The following is a 25,610-nucleotide window of genomic DNA, read 5'->3' on the forward strand; positions in this document are numbered from 1 at the left end:
AATAGATACAAATATCATCGGGCGTAAAACGCCCGATGAAAACCAAACACAACTTTAATATGTTTAAAAGAGTATTGACATTTGCTATTATCATGACGGGTTCTGCTCTGCTGGCAACCGCGCAAGAGAAGCAGGAGGACTTCACCCCGAAGAAAGGCGACAAGGCAGTTTCCTTGAACTTGGGCGTGGGTTCTTTTGTCGGCATGGAAGCCCCGGCACCTGATTTAAGCAGCTACAATATCTCCGCCCCTCAAACCAGTTGGTTTGACAAACAATTATCCCTGAACTTCGAGTTCAAATGGATGTTCGCGGAGAAATGGGCGTTGAAAGCGATGGGAGGATTCTCGTTCAAGCACAATCCCGAGTACAAAGCAGTTCCCGGTAGCAGTACCGAGGGGAAATTTGAAGAAGGAGATATCCCAGATTACAAATTCGTCACCTCGAAAGATAATATGAAGTATTCCGTGATTCTAGGAGCGGAACGGTACGTGAAAACAAAATACAACAAGTTATTTTTCCGTTACGGGGGAGAATTCGGATTCTCCTACGGGAAACAAGAGGCAAAAGCCGATGACGAATCTTACCTGGGCAAATCCATCGGGGAAGCGTTCGGTTACCGGGTGGCAGGAGTGACCGGTTTCGATTATTTCGTTTCAAAAGCATTTTTCATTTCAATCGAAATACGTCCGCTGGCTTACGACTACTCGGTATACAATATCCGCCCTCAAGTCGGACTGAAATTACTCTCTTCTGACAGGCATGGGATCGACTTTTTGTCCAACCCAATGCTGAAAATAGGATTTAAATTTTAATAAATCATATTTTGCAACCAGAACGTACGGGATTCTATCCCGGGAGAAGTAGAGGATGCTTTGGCATCCTCTCTCTTTTCATAAAAAAACGCCATTAGGAAAATAGCAACAATCGGGCTCTAAACCGGTAACAAAAACTATACTTCACGAATCGAGGAAACTCTTAAGCAAAAATAAATCTCCCATTTATAAAAAACGGTCTATTATTTGTATTTCTAAATTAAATATCATAGTTTTGCACCGTACGAGTGTTTAGCCTAGTCTATGAATCATATTATGTATAGATCCCTTTCTAGAGTGTGATATAGGAAGAGAACTTCATAATTTTAAGATATTGAAAGAAGCAACCAGCTCGGAGAGGCCGGACAACTCTTCGAGATATTGAAAGGAATACCAAGCGTATTCCTTTCTCCTTTTAAGGTCATTTTATACTTTAAGACGTTTGTGCTAGTCTTCAGATGGAAGATTTCCCATGAATTTCCGCTAAAGACACGGTGAAGATAGGGAACAAATTCCTTTCAAACTCCTTTCAAAGACCTTCGGGAAGGTTTTTAAAAAGAGTTTGCAAGGAAAGTAATATGAACGTGTCAACTTACAGGATTATATATTCCATTTGATTTGTATGGTTAAATATTCTAATCGTGCATAATTATTTTCCGCTTTTGCATAATTATAGTGGTGATTTATAAGGTTTATCATTCTTTATGTCGTATTTTTGCAGGGTAATCAAAAAAACCAATTTATGTCTAAGATTATTGAGGTAAATGTTCAATCCGAAATCGGAAAACTGAATGGAGTTATTCTCCATACACCAGGCGAGGAGGTAGAAAACATGACTCCCGAAAACGCTGAGAGGGCACTCTATAGCGACATTTTAAATCTATCTATTGCACGAAAAGAATACAAGCAACTCAGTGAGGTGCTGGGTAAGATCACGAATACCTACCAAGTAAAAGACCTCCTGACGAACATTTTAAAGAACGACGCGACCAAGCTGGAAGTGCTCAATCGCATCGAAAAAATAGAACCTTTTATCGCGGAACAAACTCCCAAAGGATCAATCAAAGATCAACTATTGGATGAAGATGCAGAAGATTTGGCTCGTTTGCTAATTGAAGGGGTAGAAATGAAACGCGACACGTTGACCAAATTCTTGAACAAAGACTGGTATGACTTGCGCCCGTTGCACAATTTCTTCTTCACCCGCGACGCCTCCATGAGTATGTACAACGAGGTACTCATCGGTCGCATGGCAAATGCCGTACGCGATCGTGAAGCCGTGATTATGCAGTCTATCTTCGACTTTACCCCCGGGTTCAAAACCAAAACTCTCAATTTAAACACGACGAACGACCCCACCCGCAAATTAACCGTCGAGGGTGGTGACGTATTGATCGCCCGTGACGATATTCTGGTTATCGGGAACGGGGTTCGTACCTCTACCCGTGGTATTGATGCGTTGATGTACAATTTCATCAAACGGAACGAGGATAAAGTACAACATATCCTAGTACAGGAGTTACCTCATTCACCGGAATCGTTCATCCACCTGGATATGGTGTTCACCTTCCTAGATAAAGACAAATGTATGGTCTACGAGCCCTTAATCATGAGCCCGGGCAATTACCAGACCGTGCATATCAAGATACAACACGGAAGACTCATCAGCATTCGCAGAGAAAAGACGTTGTTGCACGCCTTGAAGAAATTGGGCATGGACTTGGAACCCGTGTATTGTGGTGGCGAGGACGAAACATGGAACATGGAACGGGAACAATGGCACAGCGGTGCAAACTTCTTCTGCGTTGCCCCGGGTAAAGTGATCGGGTACGCCCGCAACAACTATACCGTGGAAGCAATGAATAACGCCGGATTTGAAATCATCCGCGCGTGCGACGTCATCAGCAATAAAGTAGACTTGAAAAATTACGATAAATACATGCTCACCATCGAAGGTTCCGAACTCCCCCGCGGAGGTGGCGGTGCCAGATGCATGACCATGCCCATCAACCGGGATGAAGTTGAATGGTAAAGAGACCAAAAGCTACAAATCAACAATTTGTAGCTTTTTTTTTATTATCAGGAAGTCCAAATTTGTCTACCGCCTAAGTATCTCTATTTAAAGCATTATCGTTAGTTTTGCAACTTAAAAGCGTGAGGTTATGAAGAGTACATTTAAAGTCCTTTTCTACCTCAAGAAAGGTTCTGGATAGAAGAACGGTAAGTTTTGACTATGGCAAGAATTACTATTGACGGCAAGTTATGCCTGTTTAGCACAAAACAAAGCATTCTATCGTATGATTATCGGGAGGTAATAGTGGGAAGTATAAAGGAAATTCGTATTTTTGCAACGGCTAAAACTTTCACGCATGGATATTTGGAACAAGCAGAAGCGTTCCGCCGTTATGGCGAAAATACGAAGCCGGGACACAAAGCCAGAGTGGATTGTGCGCCGTTACCTCTTTTCACGCGGCTACCGTTACCGTAAGAACGTGAAGGGGTTACCGGGCACGCCTGACATCGTGCTGCGCAAATACGGCATCGTGATTTTCATACACGGCTGTTTCTGGCACGGGCATGAAGTGGACGGGCATATCCCACATTCCAACAGCGAGTATTGGCAGAAAAAAATTGGACGCAACAAGCAACGTGACGAACGCGACAAGGCAGAATTGAAGAAGATGGGCTGGCGGGTGATGACCGTGTGGGAGTGCCAACTAAAGCCCGCGGTAAGGCAACAAACCTTGCTGGAGATTGAGTACCACATCAACCACACGTATTTGGAGAAGTTCAAGCCGAAAAAAGCTAAGCAATATGTGATAGAAGAAGTTGTTTCTAGTATTGCAGCCGAAGAAGCGATAGAATATAAAAAGAGATAAATCTTCTATCATAAAAACAATTTTTTGTTTAAGAGCCGTATATTTGTGCAAATAATGAAGAATATGAGAAATATAGTTGATGCAATAATTGAAATTGTAAATGCACCTCAATATAGATTGAAAGAATATGCAGAATCTCATAACAAAGCAAATCAAATGGGGCAGCATTATTACAGAGCGTGAAATTAATAACTTATACTATATAATGAATTTGATTAGTCTTTTTTCTGGTGCTGGGGGTTTGGATTTGGGTTTCCATAAAGCAGGTTTCAGGACTGTTGCCGCAAATGAGTTTGATGCTAAGATTTGCCCGACTTTTCGCGCGAACTTTCCAGAAGTAAATCTAATAGAAGGAGACATCCGCAACATACCTTCTTCTGAGTTTCCTGATAATGTTATTGGTATAATAGGAGGGCCTCCTTGCCAATCATGGAGTGAAGCTGGCTCGTTAAAGGGGATAGAAGATGCTCGTGGGCAATTATTTTATGAATACATTCGTATTCTACGGGATAAACAGCCCTTGTTCTTTGTCGCAGAAAATGTATCAGGAATGCTTGCTAAACGTCATTCGAATGCTGTTAATGGTTTTATGAAATTATTTGACGAGGCAGGGTATGATGTGAATTTGAAGATGCTTAATGCCAATGACTATGATGTACCCGAAGATCGTGACCGTGTATTTTATATCGGATTTCGTAAAGATTTGGATATACATGATTTCAAATACCCAACGCCTTTGAAGCATAAACCTACTTTGCGTGAAAGCATTTGGGATTTGCAAGATTCCGCAATACCTGCACGGGAGAAGAACAAAACCAATGGAAATGCTTGCAAAGTACCTAATAACGAATATTTTACAGGAGCATATTCGCCTATATTCATGTCGCGCAATAGGGTACGTTCATGGGATGAACCTGGCTTTACGGTCCAAGCCAGCGGGCGCCAATGCCAGTTGCATCCACAAGCACCTAAGATGATAAAGGTTGAAAAGAACCTACAAAAGTTTGTAGAAGGGAATGAACATCTATACCGTAGGATGACTGTACGTGAGGTTGCACGTGTGCAAAGTTTCCCAGATGAGTTCAAATTCATATACGAGGATGTAAACTACGCCTATAAAATGATAGGCAATGCCGTTCCCGTTAATTTGGCTTATCATGTGGCTATGCAAATAAAGCAAACACTAATTGAAAAAGGGGCTGTCCATGCTTAAAGATATGAAAGTCGCATCATTCTTTGCGGGATGTGGCGGATTGGACCTAGGCTTTAGGCAAGCAGGTTATGAAGTTATTTGGGCGAATGAATTTGACGAAGCAATACATAAAACTTATCAATTCAACCACCCAAATACTTGTTTGTGCAAGTCGGACATTCGGACATTAAAAGCTGCTGATATCCCCGATTGTGATGGATTCATCGGAGGGCCTCCTTGCCAATCATGGAGCGAAGGCGGTAAACAATTAGGCTTGGAAGACGAGCGGGGGCAATTATTTTTTGATTATATCCGATTAATAAAAGAAAAATGCCCAAAGTTTTTTCTTATAGAGAATGTGCAAGGTATTATTAACGACAAGCACTTTAGTACATTTCTATTATTTCTTTCTACTCTTGAAAATGCTGGTTACGTAGTAAGCTATTCTTTATTGAATGCTGCAGATTACCATATTCCTCAAGACCGTCATCGTGTATTTATTGTTGGTTTCTTGAAAAAACTGAATTGTACATTTGATTTCCCGAAGCCATTGGGAAAACCTTACATCACGCTGAAAAAAGCAATAGGAGATATTGTAGAAAGTCCTCGTTCGTATACAAATGAAAATGTAATACAAGAATATGGGAGATGGCTCAACCATGATATATTTATGGGACCATGGGATGCAAAATTCATGGCACGTAACCGTGTGCGTTCATGGGATGAAACTTCATTTACGATACAAGCGCAAGCAAAGAACTGCCCTTTGCATCCACAAGCTCCTAAAATGAAATACATATCGCAAAACCAACGTGTTTTTCTTCAAGGAGCAGAACATTTATATCGTAGGCTAAGCGTCCGGGAATGTGCAAGAATACAAACCTTTCCGGATAATTTCCGTTTTTTTTATAAAAATGTACAAGATGGCTATAAGATGGTTGGCAATGCAGTACCTCCTCGTTTAGCCAAATTTTTAGCTTTGTCAATAAAAGAAGCCTTGTTTTCTATTCAAGTAAGAAAATCTGAAACAAGCAACGTGTTAGTTGCTTATTATAAAAATGATTATCAGTTGCAACAAACTTTGAGAAATAGACTTTATTATGTGCGTGCTGGATTACGTCGTGGGGCATTACAAATTCCTGTAGGCATGGCTTACCCCATTTATTTGCTATTGCATAACCGTAGTAACAAGTTTCTATTTCGTATCATTCCTGAGTATCCAAAACTAATGTCAGCATCCGGCTTGAAAAAATTAGGTTTTATGCCTTCTGGCAAAGAATACTTCGCATTTCGATTAGAGAGCCCACTAAGCACAAATCTTGCAGGAATGGATTTATCAAAGGTACGGATTAAAGGAAAGAACCGTAATATAGCTATTCCATACATTACTACCATCCAGGAGCTTATCTCAGAATAAATTCTTTATCGTTTAGAAAGACCTTGTCATCTTAAGGCCTTTCCGTCTTTATTTTCATTACCAAATCGGTTTGATCGAGACAATTTTCTTGAAAAGAATAACTTAGAACATATATTGTGGACAATAGTCCGTTGTACTATTGCCTGTGTTCTCATATATTTGTATTATTATGGATATAAATGAAATTTTTGGAAAAAAAGTGATGGAGAAAAGATTATCTCTAAAAATATCACAGGAAACATTAGCTAATATGGCTAATATTGACAGGACTTATTTGCCTGATATCGAAAAAGGCAAAAGAAATGTGTCTCTAAAAATTGCAGACAAAATTGCAAAAGCGTTAAATGTTTCACTTAAAGACTTATTATAATAACATTATGCCAGATTTTATCAATTCAGAGTATTCTGTAGAAAAATTGTTTCCAGCAGGAACGGCCTTTTCTTTTGAAGGGAAAAAATATCATGTTGTACTTTGTGGAAAACCACGTCCTTCGCAAGGTGAATGCAAAACAGATGTTTATATAAAAGGAGTAACTTCAGATAAAAAAGATACCGTAGAATTAAAAATATCTGTCAAACAACAAAATGCGGATTTCTTAGAAAATAAGATGTCTCTTGATAGAGCTTGTGAAATATTTGGCAAAGATGCTTCAGATATTATTAAGCGATGCTTGCTTTCTATACAGGATTGTTTTGTTGCCGATTATTTGGTCTATTTTAAGGGATGTGGCAAAACAGAGGCGCATACAATGAAATTGGGTTGGAAGTTTGAATTACTAAATAAGTTAAGCGGTGAAAAATCTGGTGTTTTAGAACTCACGGAAGAGCAAAAATATGATGTTTTTGCGGGAATTAACTTATCAGAGGATAAGAAAAACAGTCGTGTAAACGGTCAAATCATTAATGATTCGGGTGTGGCTAATTACATTCTGAATATTGATAACGACAACATGACTCAAGATACTTGTTTGAGAAACTTGCAACCAATAGAAGAATACGCAAAATCTCAAACCATCTATTTTGCCTGTAAAGCTTTAAATTATAGATTTGATAAAAGCAAGTGGGATGGTCCAAGACCTTTGTCAGTATATGTAGATTGGTTTATTGATAATGGAAAATTAAATGCGCGTTTGATTTTTGATTATCCTTTGGAACATAATGGGAATGAAGTTGGTGAAAAGCTGAAAAGCATTTTGAAAGAATTGAAAATTAAAAAATTTGATGATTTGAGAGGTGTATTATCTCATAATGTAAGATGCTACTCCAAGGAATAATGACTATCCATAAGATTTCAATCATTTCGAAGAAAGATTTATCTTTGAACCCGAAAGTTAGGCAGACAAACAGCGGTCAAAGTCGGACAGGCTTCACGGTTGCAAGCAGTTAGAGTTACAGGTTCAAAAAACTGTCTTATTTTTCCCCGATATATAAACTGGCAATCCCGAACGTCAGCCGTTGCTGGGAAACCTTCGCGTAACCGGCACGACGCATGATTTCCAAGAATCTCTCGCCTTGGGGAAAAGCAAAAACCGAGGCAGGCAAATACTCGTACGCCTTGCGGTTGCCGGAAATGACACCCCCCACGAAGGGCAGGATATGCTTGAAATAAAAATTGTATAACTGCTTCATCGGGAAACGCTCCGGCGTGGAAAATTCCAGGATAACCACCTTCCCACCCGGCCGCAACACCCGGAACATCTCCGTCAGCCCCCGTTCCAGATGTTCGAAATTACGAACCCCGAAAGCGACGGTCACGGCATCAAACGTGCCATTCCCGAACGTCAGGTTCTCGCTGTCCCCGTACTGGAAATCCAATCGGTCTTCCAATCCTTTATTCTTTGCTTTTTCCCGGGCAACTACCAGCATATTCTCGGAAATATCCGCACCGATAACCCGTTTCACGCCATGCTTCAACGCCTCGATTGAAAAATCACCCGTACCGCAAGCAATATCCAGCACGAGATCTTTACGCCCGGCACCGACAACTTTCATCGCCTTTTTTCGCCAACGTTTGTCAATACCCATAGATAACAGGTGATTCAACAAATCATACTTGGGAGCGATCCCGTTGAACATCTCCTGTACCTTTTCTTTCTTTGCCATGATCTCTACATTTATTTCGAGGCGAAAATAATCATTTTTTAGCTTCGAATGCAATAACCTCCCGATATACCTTGTCTAACATTTGCAAGAAAGCCTTCAACTCCCGGTACTCTTCCGGCAAATACACTTGCTTATCTATTGTCAACGTGAACGATACAATAATCTTTCCCATGTTTTCCATGGCTTGAAAACGCAACAAAGCACCATTCTGATGGATTCGCATCTCTATTGCCTCCGGCAACACGGCAACGTATCCCTTGGGAACTTCCATCTCCACGTGGCTGCTTCTGACGACCTTTACCGGAAATACCACTCGTTTCCCCGAGAAATCCGGCACTGCCACGGGATGCAATATTCCCTCCGTCAACAAAGGTTGTACCTCCACTTTCCGGGAATCGCCCGTTTCCTTCTGCAGGGCAAATTCCTTAGAAACAATATTGGAGGCTGCATCATACTTGAATTTCGTGAAACTCCATCCCGGGAAAAGAGATTTCACTTCCGATTTCTGTCCCAGTTCACCGATTTCGGCTACCCTATCCAAAGTCCGCACCGCCGCATACTCTTTCTCCACGATTCCCACTTTATGTTTTACTTTATTCCCGCTCACTTTAATTAGCGTCGAAACAAGCACTTGGTCTTTCCCGACACTCGTGAGGTCAATCATCTTTCCCCCTTCTTCATTCACGAGCCAGCCCAACCGATTCAGGCAACGCCCCGGCAGCAACCCGACAGGAGTCCTTGCCGTGGCATCGCACAAGAGAAACGATCCCTCCACCTCTACCATACACACCACATAATTGAAATCCCCGAACTTCGGCTCCCGGGCGGGAATTTCCCCCTCTCCCCTCGTGTTCAGAATAACAGGAAAAGCATCAAACCCGCATTGCCGGAACAACGAGCATAGAATCAAATTAATATCCGCCACGCTTCCCTCCTTTTCCTGCAAAGTCTGCCGCAAATCCTTCGTCGGCAGGATACCGTAAGTACCGTCCCATACCAATATTCCTTGAATATGCTGGAATATCGTGATAAACTGTGTCAACACGTTCTGTCCTATCACGATAGAGGTCATGTCCGTGGGAAAATTTCCCCGTTTGATAAACTTCCAGAAATGATCTGTTTCCAGAAGTTCCCGGTTCAATTTCTCGTAATCCTTGTTTTCCGCTTGCTGAGCCTTACTGATCCCGACACCCAACGCGAGGAATAAAACACATACAACAATTCTTTTCATCCCGATTTTTTTTAAATGATCCGATCTTTATATCACCCCGCCGTATTCTCTCAATAACGAAGTAAATATATTAAACTTATCCCGTTTTTCAAATTCTCCTTCCCATAAAAACTCATTCATTTTTAACCAATACCATCCGACTGCGGTCAGCCAATTGCACCTTCGTGATAAAATCCTTGAATTTATCGTAGTCCGTTCTCGGGTAAGTACCCTTTTTCAGACAAAACCGCCTCGTGATGAAAATCTCCTCTCCTTGAACCCTTACCGCCAACCGATAATCTCCAAACGGGGTTTCCAAAGATAGCGGGGCAATACCCCCTTCCTCCCGATACCCCTCGGGGATCGTGACCCGCACGGTATCCTCCTGAATATAAGGGTACCGCACCATGATCGGGGAAAAACGTTCCTTCCCCGTCAATTTGATATACGCGATATTCGAGAACCGGCAGGGAGTCAGGAACAATCTTCCCATCGACATCGTGGCAAATCCCCGAAGTTGCCCCTTTATCTCGTATCCCGTCCGCGGCACCTCATCCCCGGAAAGAGGCATAAAACGGTAATCCTTCAACTCTAAATTCCCGAAACCGGAGTGATCCTGTATCCACTTCCTTTTTTCGTCCTCCGACTTATTTAATAAATGTACAAAACCGTCATTCTCGATCTCCAATCCCGAATAATCACGACAAAAATCCATCTCCGCATCCCCGGAAGCAAACAGACGCACGTCTACCTTCGTCTTCTGCACGTTATCATTTTCCCCGTACCTCCGGGTACGTATCAGATGCCCGCCATCCTCCCCGACCAACAAACCGTAACGGTCGGAAGTAAACGTGCCCATGTACCCCATGGGCGAAAACTGTGAGGTACATTCCAACCAGATTGTATCCCGTTCAAGGGGCACGGTGACGATCACGTGATTGAAACGTGACGTGGGAAAATCTTTCGGTATCTCGTCCATATCGCTACCGGCACGGATTAACGTGTAAAAAGCCGGAATCCCCACCGCCCTCAACAAGGCACACGTGTAAAAGGATAACGCTTTACAATCCCCGAACTTATTCTGATGCACGTGTGACGCAGCGAACGGCTGCCATCCCCCGATACCCAGCTGCACACTCACGTAACGGGTATTTTTCTGAACATAGCGGTACACGGCTCTCACCTTATCCCTGTCCGAGGGCAAGGCATCACATTCCTTCTTAATTTCTGCCACCTGCTCCGGTCGCAGGTCATCTTTTCCTGTGCAAAGCATATAAGCCCACATCCCGTATTTCTCCCAACTCTCCATGCTTCCCTTATACCCGCCAATCTCGAAATTCACGGGAGCCAGGTAGACCACGGGCAACACGTCCTCCTTGTTCCCGTTGAAAGGTTCCATCGTGACAGATTTCACATCCCGCACGTCCCATGTATAACGAAATCCGTTCCCTTCCGCCTCTTTCCGGGGTTCCTCCACGTTCCCGTTCCGGTAACGGAATCCCACGTTCTGCGGGTCGGACACGATGAAAGTAGAACTCTTTATCCCTTGCTTCTCGTCGCCCATCGGGCTCCAGACAGGATAAAACAAAGAACCTTTATCATCGATCCGGTACTCTACATCCAAGATATAAGGATAACGCCCGTGCACCACGTCCAGATACTTTACCCGCGAATCGGAAGAAAAGGAAGCGTAATCAACCACCATATCACGGCAATCCTTTAAACTATAACGCCGGATCACTTTCCCGTCCTGCCCCGTTATCGTCACCTTCAAGGACACCACCTTCGTGAATTTATCGTAATGCAAAGTTATCTTATTCAAATCTTTCGCAAAATCATTCAATATCATAACTTTGTATTTACGCTCCAGGCGGGATTCTTTCGTATTCAATATCGTGAAGTGCATGACGTCGCTTATCACGTACTCGTTCAATCCCTCGTACTCCTTTTGTGCGATAGCAGAAAGGCTTACACACAAAAGCCATAAAACCGATACCGCAAATCTCATCCCTGTTTCTTTTTTAGTACAATCATAGTTTTCGCTAACTTAGCGTATTCATCAAAGAAAGTTTTTAACTCCGGGTATTCCCGGGGAGTGTACATCAATTTTTTCATCACGAACGACACGGTAAGGGTGATACGTCCCAAACCTTCCAAAGCCTGAAAAGTAAATAAAGCCCCCTTGCTACTCAATAAAAAAGCCAATCCCTCCGGTAGCGGCTCGGGTTCGTATCCCTCGGGAACAAGTATCGTCACTGAAATCGTTTCCCTGCTATGGAACGGGAAATCCACGATAGCGGAACGATTATCCCGTTTGAAAAGAGGTTCCGACGCCAAACCATACAAGAAAGGTTGTATATACAACACATCTGCGTCCCCGCAAGGTCTTTCCAATTTAAATCGTTGATTGACTTGATCCCTGTCTGCATCATATTTAAAATCCGAGAAACTCCATTCCGTGTACCGGTCACGCAATTGATCTTCAAACTTTTCTTTCCCTTCCTTCAAATATCTTTCCGATACCGCCAACGCGGCGTACTCCTTGTCTTGCGCCTGTATCTCTACTTCTATCTTTCCGTCTTTCACCTGAAAGGTCGAATACACCGCACAAACATTCCCCCCGTGTCCTTTCAAGGGCATCATATTTCCTCCCGAGGCAGAAACGAGCCAGCCATCCCCATTCAGACACCGCGGTGGCAACAACCCGAAAGGAACACGGGCAGTTGCATCTGCGTAATATAATTCATCCCCAATTCTCACCACGGAAACGACATAATCAAAATCTTCAAAACTCGGGTAAGTGGGGTGCACGGTACCGTTCCCGCGGGTGCTCAATATCAACGGGTCAGCCTCCAACCCGTGCGTACGGAACAATGACGTCAGCGCCAGATTAATATCTGCCACCCCGCCTTCTTTATCCCGCAAGCATTCCCGCCACGTTTTCGATTGCATAAAACCATATTTCCGGTTCCACGCGACGGTCGACTTCATCCATTCAAAAAGATAATCCGCCTTTTCCAAATCGCCCATCCCCGCCACTTTTTCCGACAACTCTTTCGGGAAATTACCCCGGTTTGCCGCTTTCCCGAAATATTCATTTTCCAGTAACTTCTTGTTCAATTGCGCGTATGACCCGGCTATCTGCTGAATCACCCGCCCCGGAATATCGATATTTACCAATTGAAATTCCATCCGCAAAGGCAAATCACAAGGGTTACTCACGAAGGGTTCGTCCTCCACCGGGGGAAGATCTTTCACGATTAACTTCGTGCGGCGGCTCCGGAGTGTTTCGTTCCCAATAAGATCGGAAACCCAACTTTCCTTGCGTTCCACCTCGTGCATATTTCCCAGCATCCGGGTCTGAAAGAAGAAATATTCCGGGATCGTGTAAGTCAATTCATTGTGACAAGTCGGAATATCCGCTTGGAATATCCACGATTCCAAATTCGTGAAATAAGAAGATTCTTTCATGAAACTATACTCAACGACGGAACCTTTCTTCACGTTAGGCAATACAAAACTCATCTCCACCCAATGCTCGTTCAAACGATTACTAAAAATATTCGATTTCTCCAATTTCGTCTTGACTATATTACCATTTTCCAGATTATAAGTAAATCCGCTCAAATAACTTACTTTCTCCCGTGGTCCGGACAGATTATTTTCGGGAGAATATAGCATGATCTTCACGTTAGCCACATCTTTCTTGTCGTCATCCAACACTTTTATCCTCACCCCTTCGCTATAACGATAAAACAGCCTGCTTTTATCCATCTGAAAATCAATTTCTCCCACTTTCGTCAGGATCACGGCTTTCGCTTCCGGATAAAAATCACATTTATCTACATTCAATTCCTTTTTCGTGATAGGTTTAAATTTAATCTTCTCCGCCTCCACCCCGGAGAATACAAAAAGAAAAAACAAGATAATTAGAATCGCCCTTTTCATAATCATTCATTTAAGTTTGCAGCAGACGTAAAAATATTAAATTTATTCTAATTTTCAAACATTCGTCTGAAAAATATCGGCTTACCGCATTTTGCACGCACGCAAAAAAATCGTGAGAACTCTTTGCAGCGAGTCCTCACGATACGAAATATAAACTCAAATCAAAACCTCCGAAAGTATAGTTATTTGCTCGAAGTACCGCTTTCCAGAATACTAACAATAGAGAACAGCGAGAAACAGATCGCTCCCAACCCTATCAGTACCCGGGAAGGTACAAAGAAAGCATTGTCCAGCGAAGCCTCCTCGAACAGGAACGCTCCCAGGAAAAGGGCAAACAAGGCTGTCATCACCGGAATCAATGGAATCCGGTTCGCCAACTTACATTCCTGACGCCACACCTTTGCCAACAAAAGAATCTTACTCGAAATACTGAAACAAACCAGCCCAAGACCAATCAAAATAAAACCGGTAGTATTCACGGGAGCCGCAGTAGCCAACAACTCGACAATCCCCCCTACAATACAGATAGTTCCCATGAAAAACACCAATCTAGGCCAATTTCTTCTATCTTTTTCCCCGTAATCATTCCTGATCTGACGAGAGATACTTGCAACCAAACCGATCAGACTCGTACAGATACAAGCCAAACCAGCCATAACGCTCCCCGCAACCAGATGGTCGCTCTCGGACGCCCCGAACAATAACACGATCGCCCATACCCACGCCACGAGGGCAAACAAAACCGTGATCCCAATCAGCGTGTATTCCGTTGTGGCAGAGAAACCTGCCGGATTAATTTTATCACTCGTTCCATGTGAATTTCCAGGAATCAACGTAAACTTGGTCGATGAAGTTGCCGCCGTCGAAATACAACCGGCAATCAAAGCCACCCCGCATATCACGTGCCCCGGTACAAACATATTCTGCGGTTCCTCGATATTCAACAGGGTTATACCCAAAATCATCGTACCCAAAGCGAACAGATACCCCATGCAGGGCAATAAATACTTCACCACCGGATTGTACGTGTGGATCAATTGACGAATAATCGTGGCAGCTGTGGCATATAGAGCCAAGCAAAGAACTCCTAATGAAAATACTACCGGTCCGGCCACCCAACGAGCTTCATCATTCCCATAGCCAAAAATATACCCCCCGAAAAAGAAGCAAATCAATGCCATCAACAAGGGAATCAAACGAAACAATACACTAATACCGTAATTCATAAGTAATTCATTTTAATACCTATGCATATACGGCGTTTTACATATTCGGTTTACTCGTAACCTTCAAAAAGATATTAAAAGATGACAGCGACTGTCTTAAAAACCTAATGATCCGGTGATTGCCGATTCGATGATTGAAATATCTCAAAAATCATGGAATCGGCAATCACAAAATCTCTTAGTCACGAATTTCTTCATTCAGCACCTTCCACAGCATATCCTTCAACTCCGTGATCCCGCTTCCCGTCACGGAAGAAATGAAAACATAAGGAATATCCGGTAAGTCTTGCTCCATTTCTGCCATCAGTTCCCGGTCGATATAATCACATTTCGTGATTGCCAAGAGTCGCTTTTTATCTAATAACTCGGGATTATACTGTTTCAACTCGTTCAGTAACACACGATATTCCTCGTGAATATCCTTGCTATCCGACGGTACCATAAACAACAACACCGAATTCCGCTCAATGTGGCGCAGGAAACGCAATCCCAACCCTTTACCGAGATGTGCCCCCTCGATGATTCCGGGAATATCCGCCATCACGAAAGAACGGTTGTCCCGATAATTCACGATTCCGAGATTCGGCACCAAAGTCGTGAACGGATAATTGGCAATTTCCGGTTTCGCGGCAGACACCACGGACAACAAAGTAGATTTCCCTGCATTCGGGAAGCCCACCAATCCCACGTCAGCAAGCACTTTCAATTCCAGAATCACCGAGCGTTCCACCCGAGGCTCTCCCGGTTGCGCGTAACGAGGGGTTTGATTAGTTGCCGAACGGAAATTCCAGTTTCCAAGACCACCCCGTCCCCCTTGCACAGCAATCGCGATTTCTCCATCACTCGTGATCTCGCAGATCGTTTCGCCCGTGTCGGCATCCCGTGCCACCGTGCCGAGCGGTACATCCACGATCATATCCTCGCCATCCGCTCCCGTGCATAAATTTCCACTTCCACTCTCTCCATCCCCCGCGAACACGTGGCGTTGGAATTTCAGGTGAATCAATGTCCAGTAATTACGATTCCCCCGCAAAATCACGTGACCTCCGCGTCCTCCGTTTCCCCCGTCGGGTCCACCTTTAGCAGAACGCTTATCCCGATGCAAATGCATTGACCCCGGTCCCCCGGCTCCACTGCGACAGAAAATTTTCACGTAATCGACAAAGTTCGTTGATGCCATCTTATTAATTTTAGATTTTAAATTTTAGATTCCAAATTGAAAGTGACATCATTTCCCTGTCATTTTCAATTTTCAATTTTCAATTTTCAATTGTATACAGGTCCGGCAAATTGCGTCCCAGACCGTCGTAATCCAAGCCTCGCCCGATCACGAAATCTTTCTCCAGGGCGATACACGTGTAATCAAGAGTCAAATCATACCGCAACGCATCCGGTTTGTAGAACATGGCAGCAATCTTTATCAGCTTCGGGTGTTTCTCCTCCAACATTCGCTTCAAATATATCATCGACTCTCCCGTATCGACCATATCTTCCAGTATCACCACCGTGCGCCCGGATATATCTTCTTTCAACCCGATCACACTCTGCACGTTTCCCGTGGAAACGAGCTTATCATACGAGGCGATCTTCACGAAACTGATTTCCGTTCCTTCCACGGTGATCTGTTTCAACAGATCGGACACGAACATAAAAGCCCCGTTCAAGACACCTATAAACAGAGGTGATTCTCCCGCCAACTCCTCGTTCATCTGTCTAGCGACCCGCTCTATTTCCCGATCGATCACCTCTGCCTCTATCAATAAACGGAATTCCCGATCACGTAACCTGACTCTCTTCATATCACAAATATTTCCCCCGACTGACGACTTTTCGTCCCCCGGATTCGTTTTTTTATTTAACTTTGCACAAAAGTACAACTTTGAATTTAAAATCCGGTAAAAATATGGATCCAAAAGTAAGTATTATCATGGGTAGCACCTCTGATCTACCCGTTATGGAAAAAGCTGCAAAAGTATTGAATGACTTCTGCATACCTTTTGAAATCAACGCCCTCTCCGCTCACCGCACGCCGGCTGAAGTGGAAACGTTCGCCAAAGGCGCCCGCAACCGGGGCATTGAAGTTATCATCGCCGGAGCCGGAATGGCTGCACACCTGCCAGGTGTAATCGCCGCCATGACTCCCGTTCCCGTTATTGGTGTGCCTATCAACGCCACCCTCGACGGCATGGACGCACTTCTGGCTATCGCACAAATGCCTCCGGGCATCCCTGTTGCCACCACAGCCATCAATGGAGCCATGAACGCTGGAATCCTCGCAGCCCAAATCCTTGCCGTGGGCGACAACTCGCTAAAAGCAAAAATCGTTGACTTCAAGGAATCCTTGAAAAAGAAAATCGTTGACGCCAACAATGAATTGGCAAAAGTAAAATACGATTACAAGACGAATTGATTATTTTTTCACTTATCTGATACCGAAATTTGTAGAAAATTCCGGTATCAGTTTTTATAAAATGCCCCATGAAATTCTATACCATACTTTTCATTCTACTTTGTTTCTTATGCACATCCTGCACTGATGAAAAAAACGAGTCCCAGAACGAAAATTACGACATAAAAGGTAAAGTCGAGAAAGGACCTTTTGTAAAAGGTTCAAAAATCACACTACAAACTCTAAATTCAAAATTTGTCTTTACCGGTGATTCTTATTCGGCAACAATACTTGACGCTGAAGGAAATTTCAATTTCGGCTCTCTTGAATTAGAATCGCCCTATGCTTTACTTACCGCCGACGGCTACTATTTTAACGAAATACAAGGAGAATTATCACAAGGACAAATTTCATTGAAGGCACTTGTTGACTTATCCGATAACTCTTCTGTCAATCTCAATGTATTAACCCATTTGAAACAAGACCGGGTACGACATCTCATTCAAGAGAATCAAAAAATCTTCAAAGAGGCAAACCGACAAGCTCAAACAGAAATACTCACATGTTTCGCCCTTCAAGAATATGCAAATAAAGATGTTTCCTCATTTTCCATCACGAGCGGCACAGATGAAGCTGGAGCTTTGATCATTGCCTCTTCGATGCTATTGCAAAATAAATCTGATGCTGAATTTACAGAATACATCACAGACTTAAGCCAAGAATTTAAAAACACAGGAACTTTCTCTGCCAACCACAAAAAAGAATTACTCGAAAATAGCTATAATCTTAATCTTTCCCGAATAGCAGATAATATCATAGAACGTTATCAATCATTAAACAAAGAAATTTCAATACCTGATTTATCATATTATATCGATTGGGATAACGATGGGATTGCAGGTAATGAACTAGGTGATAAAAATCAAGAGAAATTACTAGAATTTGAAACAGATACTCTCAAAATCGGTATAAATGGCGGAAAATATAGAGTAAAAATAAACACAACGATACCTTACACGTTCAATTTACCGGGAGGGACAATCCCTGAAGTAATCATCCCCGAAAATCCGATCATAAACCCAACGCCTATCACATTTCAAAAATCCTTATCCGAAGACAACTATTTGATCCTAAATATCGAACCCAGTCCTTCATTTTTCATGCAGGACGCCACCATCACGCTGTATAGCTATGATGGTAATATCTCTACCAGCCTTGTTCTTCAACAAGAAGGGGATAACACGAAAATAGAAGATCCATCGTCAGAAATATACGATATGTTGATACCAGAACTTTCTAAGACGTTTAATTACACGTTCTCCACGGAAGCTCTATTCTCTCGATGCTATCTCCCGAACGAAAATCAAGCATGGCAAGAAATATATAATCACACGTTAAACAGCGAGAACAGTATCGTATATGACATTTGGAAGCAAGCATATGCGACCATCGCAACCACAAATGTTCTCATCGATGCCATCAAAGACCGTTCTGTTTATATCGAATCCATGTTCAAGAATATCAGAGCAATGGTCTATTACCAGATGGTGTGCCTATTTGAAGCAATTCCCTATAAAACAACAAGTGCTATTGAAAGTTCACTTCCTAAAATCCCGGCAAATGAGATATATGAACATTTGAGATTGGAACTTGAAAAATGTATCGAATTATTCCCAGCAGTGAAAAACAATAACCAAATTGCTGTTTCCAAAGCTATACCTCAAACTTTATTAGCTAAGATATACATGGAAACAGGTAATTACACGAATGCTCTCAATTTATTGAAAGATATCATTTCCTGTAAACAATACACACTTAGTAGTTCACGTCATTCAGCCTTGAACAACCGAGATGAAGAACTGATCTTTTCTTTACCTCAAACTCAAGATATGTTATATTCAAAACTTATCGAATCTAATAAATATCTCCCGGTATTACGCTACACGGAAGTCTTTTTATTAGCAGCAGAATGCGAGTATCATCTTGGGAATATACCTGAAGCAATATCTTATCTTTCAAAAATACAGGAACGACCCCAAACTCATAGTATCACATCGGATAATTTCATGGCTGAATTAATTCAAACATGGAAAAACGAGGTTCCCGGAGAATTTTCTTATTTCTTTTTTCTAAAACGAAATAAACTAATCAAGGAAACGCTCGGCATAGACAAACCTCATACTGTACTTCCGATTCCAATGCGGGAATTAGAGATGAATCCCGCACTAACACAACATTATGAATATATTATGTGGTAAAAAAATTAATCCTCTAAAATCTCTTCATTGAATTTTAGAGGATTATTTTTATTCACAAGAATACTAAAGATTTCTATCAATCATACTTGATAAAACTCACTTTTTCTCCTGTTTTATAAGTTATAACTTACAAATTCCTTGTATTTGTATCATTCATCAAGTATAACTTATAAAATGAAGATCATTGAACGTTCTTTATACATACGAAGAATAAAAAAATCATAAAAATACGAACTTATATTACAAATATTATATATCTTTGAAAACATAGCTACACAGCTGCCGTCGTGCATTAATAACGAAAATTTCAAAGGATGTGTAAAACGTTACTTTTCGGTGTGTTACTTGTATTCCCGTTTTTCCTCCACGCGCAGGAAATCACGGACATCGAGAAGTTATTGCAAGACAATGACGTGGAGGCTTCCGAAGGCTATTACGAGGACATCGTGGCAACTTTACTGAATCTGGCTGCCCATCCTATAAACATCAATTCGGCTCCTTTCGATAGCTTGAAAATGCTCTTTTTCCTATCAGACACTCAGATTGATAACCTACTGGAATTTAGGGAAAAGCATGGTGCATTCATGCACCCGAACGAGGTGCTATTAGTTACAGGCATCGGTACAAGGGATTGGGAGAACATCAAACCTTTTATCCGCATCGGGGCATACACTCCCGGAGCAACCCGTTTCCCACGGTTACACCACGAAATACTAGCCCGTGTCAAAACAACTCGTCCCAAACAGGCAGGCTACAAGCGATACAGCCGGGATGCCTTCGTGTATGAAAAAGATTATCTCACGAAAAAGCGAAACCGCTTTCAAGGACCACCCGTGAGCACGCTACTGAAATACAAGACAAATGCCGGCACTCGCTGGCAAGGAGGCATTACTTTGGAAAATGATGCCGGGGAGAATTATTTCACGAAAAACCAGAAAACCGGATTCGACTTTCTCTCCGCCCATCTCTATTTCACACCGGGCAAGGTCGTTCAGAAAATATGTATCGGGGACTATAAAATACAATGGGGACAAGGATTAATCGCCTGGGGCGGATTCTCTTCCGGCAAATCGTCAGCCGCACTCGGCAATGAAAAATCAGGCAACGGCATCATGCCTTACTTCTCCACGGACGAAAATCGTTTTCTCCGAGGAGGTGCTCTCAGCCTACAACCCTCGCGGGACCTAACAACAGAAATCTTTATCTCCTACAAAAAGACCGACGGCAACCTTCTTGCGACGGACACCCTCTCCCCGGAAGCCGTGCAAACAGCCACGCTTCACGAAACAGGGTATCACCGCAACACGCTGGAACTGGAAAAGAAACACACGCTGAAAGAATTCACCACCGGACTATCCACCCGCTTCAATCACCGTTATTTCCGGGCAGGGATACAAATTCTACACTACAACTTCTCCCCGGCACTTGCCATCGGGAAAGCCGCCTACCAGCAATACAACGACCCGGGACGCCATCGCACGCTCGTCAGCATAGACTATAAAACGGGAGTCCGCCACTTCTTCCTGTTCGGGGAAACGGCACGAAGTAACAATGGCTCGTGGGCAACGATCGACGGCTTGCGTTACACGGGGTTCCTCCCGGTAGCACTATGTATCCTTTACCGCCGCTACGACAAGCGTTTCCGCTCTCACTACAACAGCGGGTTTGCCGAATATTCCAATACCTCAAACGAGGAAGGCGTGTACGTGGGTGTTGAAAGCACCCCTTTCCGGAATCTGAAATTAAATGCTTATTACGACTATTTCCGCTTCTTCGCTCCCCGTTATCAAGCAAGCCTCCCCGGAAATGGAAATGAATTTGCCGGAGAACTCACTTACTCCCATTCCCGTTGGGAATGTAACTTTCGCTTCAAACACGAGGGCAAACCCGAAGACTACAAGGCAGAAAAACTCATTTCCGTCACACGGGTCAAACAAGAATACAGGCTTCAATTTATTTATACCTTTCCCCGTCATTTCAAACTGCAAAGCAGAGCCACTCACGCCCGCTACACCAAACAAGAAAAGAAAGAATCCGGATTCCTCGTCTATCAAGACTTCGCGTACACGTCCTTGAAAGAAAACTTCAAAGCACAATTCCGTTTCGCCTATTTCGACACCGACGGTTATAATGCCCGCGTCTACGCCTACGAACACAACGTCCTCTATGGCTATTCCTTCCCCGCCTATCAAGACCGGGGAATCCGTTCCTACGTGAATATCAACTGGAAGCCGAATCGCAATATCACGCTCTACTTGAAAACAGGCATCACGTACTACCCGGACAAGACGCTCATCAGTTCCTCGCTCTCGCGAGTGGACGATAACAAGCTATTCGACCTTACTTTCCAAATAAGAATCAAGATTTAGCCCCTCTCATACTTGTGCCGTTTTTCCAGAACACGTTCCACATCTTCCAACGTGTACCCTTTAGCGATAAGCAATACAATATAGTGATACATCAAATCTGCCGCCTCGTTCAAAAACAATTCTTCATTATCATCTTTTGCCTCGATCACCAACTCAACGGCTTCCTCACCGACCTTCTGCGCAACTTTGTTGATGCCTCGACCTATCAATCGTGCCGTGTACGACACCTCCGGCGAATCATTTTTACGCTTCTGCAAATAGCATTGCAAATAATGCAGGAAATCACTCGCCCGGTTCACTTCCCCCCAGCACGTGTCGCTTCCCGTGTGGCAAGTGGGTCCGGCAGGTTCCACTTTCACCAGCAACGAATCGGCATCACAATCGGCAAGTATCTCTTTCACGTACAAAAAATTCCCGCTTTCCTCGCCTTTCGTCCACAAGCGTTGGCGGGAACGGCTGAAAAAGCAAACCTTCCCCGATCGCAACGTTTCGGCAACCGACTCGGCATTCATGTATCCCTGCATCAACACCACCCGGGTGTTAGCGTCCTGCACGATCGCCGGGATCAACCCGGCAGCATCAAACTTCAATTTCTCTATCTCGATCATCTCTTTTATATTTAACGTACTACAATTCCTTTTTCTTTCAAATAACATTTCAATTCCGGTATCCCGATCTGCCCGAAATGGAATACTCCCGCCGCCAGCACGGCATCCGCCTTTCCCCGGACAAACGCCTCGTAAAAATCTTCCATACACCCCGCCCCCCCGGAAGCAATCACGGGCACTCGCACCAGTTCCCCCAACCGGGCTACGGCATCACAAGCAAATCCCCGGTGTGTACCGTCGTGATCCATCGACGTGAACAGAATCTCCCCGGCACCTCGATCTTCAACCTCCCGAGCCCACGAGAAAAGCTCCCGTTCCGTTTCTACCCGACCACCATGGCTATACACCCGCCAGCCTCCCTCGCTTTGCCGGGCATCTATCGCCACCACCACACATTGCCGTCCGAATGCCGCCGCCAACCGATCAATCAACCCCGGCTCCGCCAACACGCTCGAATTCACGGACACCTTATCCGCTCCCCTCCGCAACAACGCCTCGACATCCCTCTCCGACGCTATTCCCCCTCCCACGGTAAACGGGATATTCACTTCCCGTGCCACCTCCTCCACCCACTCCAACATCGTTCGCCTCCTATCGCTACTCGCCGTTATATCCAAAAATACCAATTCATCCGCCCCCTCTGCCGAATAGCGCCCGGCAAGCTCCACGATATTCCCCGCATCCCGCAAATTCTCGAAATTCACCCCTTTTACCGTTCTCCCGTCCTTCACATCCAGACAAGGTATTATTCTCTTTGCCAACACCATTACATTTTAGATTTTAAATTCATACAAAGCCTTTCCCACGATCACCTCTGCAACCCCGATTTCAGCCAAAGCCTCCACGTCCTCCTTTGAACTCACGCCACCGGAAGCGATCAATGTCAATTCCGGGAAACGAGCCAATAACTCCCGGTACAACGGCAATGCGACTCCTGCCAACATCCCATCCCGCTCGATATCCGTACACATCAAGTATTTTAACATCGGTCTATACCACTCGACCAACTCGAATACCGTCGTTTCCGTTTCCCGTTTCCACCCGTTGATATACACCTTATTATTCCGGATATCCGCCCCGACAATCACTCGTTCACGCCCATAACGTTCCAACCATTCCGTCGTTTTCCGCCGATCCTGCTGTGCCATACTCCCAAGACAGACGAATGAAGCTCCCGCGTCGAATACCCGGCAAATATCATCATCACTCTTTATCCCGCCACTAAAATCCACTCGCAACCGGGTATGTTTACATATCCTTTCCAACACCCCGGCATTCATCACCCGGGAAGCCGCCGCCCCGTCCAAATCCACGAGATGCAATCTCTCCATACCCGCCGACTCGAAACGCAATGCCGCCTCCAACGGGTCGTCATAATATACCTTGCGGCTCTCGTAATCCCCCTGCATCAACCGCACACACTTCCCCTCGATAAGATCTATTGCCGGGATAACCGTTATTTTCTTTTCCATATCATTCACCATTTTAAAAAGTTTTCAAGTATTTGCATTCCAACCCCGGCAGACTTTTCCGGGTGAAACTGACATCCCCAGAAATTATCTTTCCGAATGGCAGCACTAAACTCCCGTTGATAATCACACGTGGCTATCGTGCCCTCGCACACCGGAACATAAAAAGAGTGAACGAAATAAACCCGTTCTCCTCCCTCCACGCCCGCGAACAACGAATCCTTCAACCCGTGTATCTCATTCCATCCCATGTGTGGCACCTTACTCTCCCGTCCGAATTCCCGCACCCGCAACGGAAAGATGCCCAGCCCTTCCGTGTCCCCTTCTTCCGAGGACTCGCACATCATCTGCATACCCAAACATATCCCCAACACCGGGACCTGCAAAGACGGAATCACCGTATCCAATCCCACCGCACTCAACTGCCGCATGGCAGCCGCCGCTTGCCCCACTCCCGGAAAAATCACCCGATCCGCCCCCCGTATGACATCCGCCTCGGCACTGCTCACCGCCTCATACCCCAATCTCCGTAAGGCAGTCTTCACCGAAAACAAATTCCCCGCCCCGTACTCTATTATAACAACCTTTTTCATTTCAAACCTAATCGTAAATCACTAAATCACCTAATCAATTACGTTTTTCGTTGACGGCAACTCGCCTCCTTCTCCTTGCACTACGGCAATCCGCAAGCAGCGCCCGAATGCCTTGAAGATTGCCTCTATCGTGTGATGCGTGTTCTCGCCCTTCGCCGTCACGTGAAGATTGCATTTTGCCCCTTGACAGAAGGATGCAAAAAAATGCTTTGTCATCTCCGTCGGAAAATCACCCACGTACTCCCGGGCAAACTCCGCGTTCCACTCCAACCAACACCGTCCCCCGAAATCAAGCAGCACCTCGGCTTTCGCCTCGTCCATAGGCAAAGCAAAACCATATCGCCCGATACCTTTCTTACTCCCCAGTGCCTCGGCAAAACAATTCCCCAGCACGATGGCAGTATCCTCTATCGTGTGATGCTCGTCAACCTGCAAATCCCCCTTCACGGCAACAACCATATCTATTCCCCCGTGCCTCACGACCTGTTCCAACATATGATCGAAAAAAGCCAAGCCCGTCCGTACATCCCCCTGCCCGGAACCATTCAGATCAAGCGCAATCTTCACCTCCGTTTCCGCGGTCTTTCTCTCCATCGCGGACTGCCGGCATCCTTTTTTCAAATAACGGGCTATCTTTCCCCATGACACGGAAGAAAACGCCACGGTTTTCCCCTCGGGAGCCTTTTCGCCGAAATAAATTCCCCGTATTCCCATATTTTCAGCCAACTGCATATCCGTCCACCGATCACCGATCACGTAAGAATGTTCCCTGTCCAAATCCTTACCGAGATACTTCTCAACCATACCCGTCCCCGGCTTCCTCCGCGGAGATTCATCCTCCGGCATACTCTCGTCAATCAACACCTCATCAAAAACCACTCCTTCCCCCGCCAGCGTCCGTAACATAAACTCGTGAGGCTGTAAAAACGATTCCACGGGAAAACGCTCTGTTCCCAAGCCATCCTGATTGCTCACCATCACCAACCGATAATCCGTATCCCTCGCCAACTCCCGCAATGCCCCGATCACTCCCGGCACGAATGCCAGTTTAGACATACTATCCACTTGACAATCACCGGGCGGTTCTTCTATTATTGTCCCGTCCCTGTCTATAAATAATATCTTCTTCATAAATCA

Annotated in this window: 22 protein-coding genes and 1 pseudogene; 11 read left to right on the forward strand and 12 right to left on the reverse strand. The window is 44.3% G+C overall.

What is annotated here, in order from left to right; genetic code table 11:
• Positions 1–59: 59 nt before the first annotated feature.
• From A3CY_RS0106255 to A3CY_RS0106285, 8 genes and pseudogenes are all read left to right on the forward strand, one after another.
• On the forward strand, positions 60–812 hold the full coding sequence (locus tag A3CY_RS0106255; RefSeq protein WP_040371494.1) for a BT1926 family outer membrane beta-barrel protein: 753 nt from the start codon (positions 60–62) through the stop codon (positions 810–812).
• 742 nt (positions 813–1,554) lie between these two features.
• Complete coding sequence (locus A3CY_RS0106260) at positions 1,555–2,844, forward strand: arginine deiminase (protein ID WP_018337055.1); 1,290 nt, start codon at positions 1,555–1,557, stop codon at positions 2,842–2,844.
• A 130-nt stretch (positions 2,845–2,974) separates the two neighbouring features.
• Positions 2,975–3,102 (forward strand): annotated as a pseudogene (locus A3CY_RS22875) (site-specific integrase); the annotation flags it as partial.
• 79 nt (positions 3,103–3,181) lie between these two features.
• Positions 3,182–3,691, forward strand: a complete 510-nt coding sequence (locus A3CY_RS0106265; RefSeq protein ID WP_018337056.1) for a very short patch repair endonuclease — start codon at positions 3,182–3,184, stop codon at positions 3,689–3,691.
• Positions 3,692–3,896: 205 nt separating this feature from the next.
• A complete protein-coding gene (locus A3CY_RS0106270) occupies positions 3,897–4,904 on the forward strand; it encodes a DNA cytosine methyltransferase (RefSeq protein ID WP_026207374.1) in 1,008 nt (335 codons plus the stop codon).
• Positions 4,897–6,300 (forward strand): DNA cytosine methyltransferase, encoded by a 1,404-nt coding sequence (locus A3CY_RS0106275; protein WP_018337058.1) that lies wholly within the window; start codon positions 4,897–4,899, stop codon positions 6,298–6,300. The genes A3CY_RS0106270 and A3CY_RS0106275 overlap by 8 nt, the downstream gene beginning before the upstream one ends.
• A 169-nt stretch (positions 6,301–6,469) precedes the next feature.
• Positions 6,470–6,670 carry a helix-turn-helix domain-containing protein gene (locus A3CY_RS0106280; RefSeq protein ID WP_026207376.1) on the forward strand — a complete coding sequence of 67 codons (201 nt, stop codon included), beginning with the start codon at positions 6,470–6,472 and terminating at the stop codon, positions 6,668–6,670.
• Positions 6,671–6,677: 7 nt separating this feature from the next.
• Complete coding sequence (locus A3CY_RS0106285; protein WP_026207377.1) at positions 6,678–7,574, forward strand: hypothetical protein; 897 nt, start codon at positions 6,678–6,680, stop codon at positions 7,572–7,574.
• Between the two features lie 136 nt (positions 7,575–7,710).
• Here the strand turns inward: A3CY_RS0106285 and ubiE are convergent, their stop codons facing one another.
• From ubiE to A3CY_RS0106325, 7 genes are all read right to left on the reverse strand, one after another.
• Complete coding sequence (gene ubiE / locus A3CY_RS0106290; protein WP_018337061.1) at positions 7,711–8,403, reverse strand: bifunctional demethylmenaquinone methyltransferase/2-methoxy-6-polyprenyl-1,4-benzoquinol methylase UbiE; 693 nt, start codon at positions 8,401–8,403, stop codon at positions 7,711–7,713.
• A 31-nt stretch (positions 8,404–8,434) separates the two neighbouring features.
• A complete protein-coding gene (locus tag A3CY_RS0106295) occupies positions 8,435–9,634 on the reverse strand; it encodes a hypothetical protein (RefSeq protein ID WP_026207378.1) in 1,200 nt (399 codons plus the stop codon).
• A 112-nt stretch (positions 9,635–9,746) separates the two neighbouring features.
• Complete coding sequence (locus tag A3CY_RS0106305) at positions 9,747–11,621, reverse strand: DUF3857 domain-containing protein (protein ID WP_018337064.1); 1,875 nt, start codon at positions 11,619–11,621, stop codon at positions 9,747–9,749.
• Positions 11,618–13,561: a DUF3857 domain-containing protein gene (locus tag A3CY_RS0106310; RefSeq protein ID WP_169503571.1), complete on the reverse strand. Its 1,944-nt coding sequence runs from the start codon at positions 13,559–13,561 to the stop codon at positions 11,618–11,620. The genes A3CY_RS0106305 and A3CY_RS0106310 overlap by 4 nt, the downstream gene beginning before the upstream one ends.
• Before the next feature lie 182 nt (positions 13,562–13,743).
• Positions 13,744–14,787 (reverse strand): DUF2776 family protein, encoded by a 1,044-nt coding sequence (locus A3CY_RS0106315; RefSeq protein WP_018337066.1) that lies wholly within the window; start codon positions 14,785–14,787, stop codon positions 13,744–13,746.
• Between the two features lie 178 nt (positions 14,788–14,965).
• Entirely contained in the window at positions 14,966–15,967 is a 1,002-nt protein-coding gene (gene obgE, locus A3CY_RS0106320) for a GTPase ObgE (protein WP_018337067.1), read from the reverse strand.
• Between the two features lie 79 nt (positions 15,968–16,046).
• Positions 16,047–16,586, reverse strand: coding sequence for a phosphoribosyltransferase (locus A3CY_RS0106325; RefSeq protein ID WP_026207379.1), 540 nt, complete (start codon positions 16,584–16,586; stop codon positions 16,047–16,049).
• Positions 16,587–16,690: 104 nt separating this feature from the next.
• Here A3CY_RS0106325 and purE point away from each other — a divergent pair, with 104 nt between their 5' ends.
• The 3 genes from purE (at position 16,691) to A3CY_RS0106340 (ending at position 21,803) form a co-directional block, all read left to right on the forward strand.
• On the forward strand, positions 16,691–17,197 hold the full coding sequence (gene purE / locus A3CY_RS0106330) for a 5-(carboxyamino)imidazole ribonucleotide mutase (protein ID WP_018337069.1): 507 nt from the start codon (positions 16,691–16,693) through the stop codon (positions 17,195–17,197).
• A 68-nt stretch (positions 17,198–17,265) separates the two neighbouring features.
• Positions 17,266–19,434, forward strand: a complete 2,169-nt coding sequence (locus A3CY_RS0106335; protein ID WP_018337070.1) for a RagB/SusD family nutrient uptake outer membrane protein — start codon at positions 17,266–17,268, stop codon at positions 19,432–19,434.
• Between the two features lie 314 nt (positions 19,435–19,748).
• On the forward strand, positions 19,749–21,803 hold the full coding sequence (locus tag A3CY_RS0106340) for a helix-hairpin-helix domain-containing protein (protein ID WP_018337071.1): 2,055 nt from the start codon (positions 19,749–19,751) through the stop codon (positions 21,801–21,803).
• On the opposite strand, the gene hisIE is transcribed toward A3CY_RS0106340, so the two are convergent.
• From hisIE to hisB, 5 genes are read right to left on the reverse strand one after another with little or no spacing between them, the layout of a single operon-like run.
• Positions 21,800–22,411: a bifunctional phosphoribosyl-AMP cyclohydrolase/phosphoribosyl-ATP diphosphatase HisIE gene (gene hisIE, locus A3CY_RS0106345; RefSeq protein ID WP_018337072.1), complete on the reverse strand. Its 612-nt coding sequence runs from the start codon at positions 22,409–22,411 to the stop codon at positions 21,800–21,802. The genes A3CY_RS0106340 and hisIE overlap by 4 nt on opposite strands.
• 11 nt (positions 22,412–22,422) lie before the next feature.
• Positions 22,423–23,175, reverse strand: coding sequence for an imidazole glycerol phosphate synthase subunit HisF (gene hisF, locus A3CY_RS0106350; RefSeq protein ID WP_026207380.1), 753 nt, complete (start codon positions 23,173–23,175; stop codon positions 22,423–22,425).
• 9 nt (positions 23,176–23,184) lie between these two features.
• Complete coding sequence (hisA, locus tag A3CY_RS0106355; protein ID WP_040371496.1) at positions 23,185–23,883, reverse strand: 1-(5-phosphoribosyl)-5-[(5-phosphoribosylamino)methylideneamino]imidazole-4-carboxamide isomerase; 699 nt, start codon at positions 23,881–23,883, stop codon at positions 23,185–23,187.
• A gap of 5 nt (positions 23,884–23,888) precedes the next feature.
• Entirely contained in the window at positions 23,889–24,473 is a 585-nt protein-coding gene (gene hisH / locus A3CY_RS0106360) for an imidazole glycerol phosphate synthase subunit HisH (RefSeq protein WP_040371282.1), read from the reverse strand.
• Positions 24,474–24,503: 30 nt separating this feature from the next.
• Positions 24,504–25,604, reverse strand: a complete 1,101-nt coding sequence (hisB, locus tag A3CY_RS0106365; protein ID WP_018337076.1) for a bifunctional histidinol-phosphatase/imidazoleglycerol-phosphate dehydratase HisB — start codon at positions 25,602–25,604, stop codon at positions 24,504–24,506.
• Positions 25,605–25,610: the final 6 nt, after the last annotated feature.

Origin of the sequence: Butyricimonas synergistica DSM 23225 (assembly GCF_000379665.1) — a bacterium.
In the GTDB taxonomy this organism is placed as follows: Bacteria; Bacteroidota; Bacteroidia; order Bacteroidales; family Marinifilaceae; genus Butyricimonas; species Butyricimonas synergistica.

Bases quoted from the DNA above. Each gene is read 5' to 3' on its own strand.
- A3CY_RS0106255 (WP_040371494.1), top strand. From the start codon at position 60: ATGTTTAAAAGAGTATTGACATTTGCTATTATCATGACGGGTTCTGCT.
- A3CY_RS0106260 (WP_018337055.1), top strand. From the start codon at position 1,555: ATGTCTAAGATTATTGAGGTAAATGTTCAATCCGAAATCGGAAAACTG.
- A3CY_RS0106265 (WP_018337056.1), top strand. From the start codon at position 3,182: ATGGATATTTGGAACAAGCAGAAGCGTTCCGCCGTTATGGCGAAAATA.
- A3CY_RS0106270 (WP_026207374.1), top strand. From the start codon at position 3,897: ATGAATTTGATTAGTCTTTTTTCTGGTGCTGGGGGTTTGGATTTGGGT.
- A3CY_RS0106275 (WP_018337058.1), top strand. From the start codon at position 4,897: ATGCTTAAAGATATGAAAGTCGCATCATTCTTTGCGGGATGTGGCGGA.
- A3CY_RS0106280 (WP_026207376.1), top strand. From the start codon at position 6,470: ATGGATATAAATGAAATTTTTGGAAAAAAAGTGATGGAGAAAAGATTA.
- A3CY_RS0106285 (WP_026207377.1), top strand. From the start codon at position 6,678: ATGCCAGATTTTATCAATTCAGAGTATTCTGTAGAAAAATTGTTTCCA.
- ubiE (WP_018337061.1), bottom strand. From the start codon at position 8,403: ATGGCAAAGAAAGAAAAGGTACAGGAGATGTTCAACGGGATCGCTCCC.
- A3CY_RS0106295 (WP_026207378.1), bottom strand. From the start codon at position 9,634: ATGAAAAGAATTGTTGTATGTGTTTTATTCCTCGCGTTGGGTGTCGGG.
- A3CY_RS0106305 (WP_018337064.1), bottom strand. From the start codon at position 11,621: ATGAGATTTGCGGTATCGGTTTTATGGCTTTTGTGTGTAAGCCTTTCT.
- A3CY_RS0106310 (WP_169503571.1), bottom strand. From the start codon at position 13,561: ATGAAAAGGGCGATTCTAATTATCTTGTTTTTTCTTTTTGTATTCTCC.
- A3CY_RS0106315 (WP_018337066.1), bottom strand. From the start codon at position 14,787: ATGAATTACGGTATTAGTGTATTGTTTCGTTTGATTCCCTTGTTGATG.
- obgE (WP_018337067.1), bottom strand. From the start codon at position 15,967: ATGGCATCAACGAACTTTGTCGATTACGTGAAAATTTTCTGTCGCAGT.
- A3CY_RS0106325 (WP_026207379.1), bottom strand. From the start codon at position 16,586: ATGAAGAGAGTCAGGTTACGTGATCGGGAATTCCGTTTATTGATAGAG.
- purE (WP_018337069.1), top strand. From the start codon at position 16,691: ATGGATCCAAAAGTAAGTATTATCATGGGTAGCACCTCTGATCTACCC.
- A3CY_RS0106335 (WP_018337070.1), top strand. From the start codon at position 17,266: ATGAAATTCTATACCATACTTTTCATTCTACTTTGTTTCTTATGCACA.
- A3CY_RS0106340 (WP_018337071.1), top strand. From the start codon at position 19,749: ATGTGTAAAACGTTACTTTTCGGTGTGTTACTTGTATTCCCGTTTTTC.
- hisIE (WP_018337072.1), bottom strand. From the start codon at position 22,411: ATGATCGAGATAGAGAAATTGAAGTTTGATGCTGCCGGGTTGATCCCG.
- hisA (WP_040371496.1), bottom strand. From the start codon at position 23,883: ATGGAAAAGAAAATAACGGTTATCCCGGCAATAGATCTTATCGAGGGG.
- hisH (WP_040371282.1), bottom strand. From the start codon at position 24,473: ATGAAAAAGGTTGTTATAATAGAGTACGGGGCGGGGAATTTGTTTTCG.
- hisB (WP_018337076.1), bottom strand. From the start codon at position 25,604: ATGAAGAAGATATTATTTATAGACAGGGACGGGACAATAATAGAAGAA.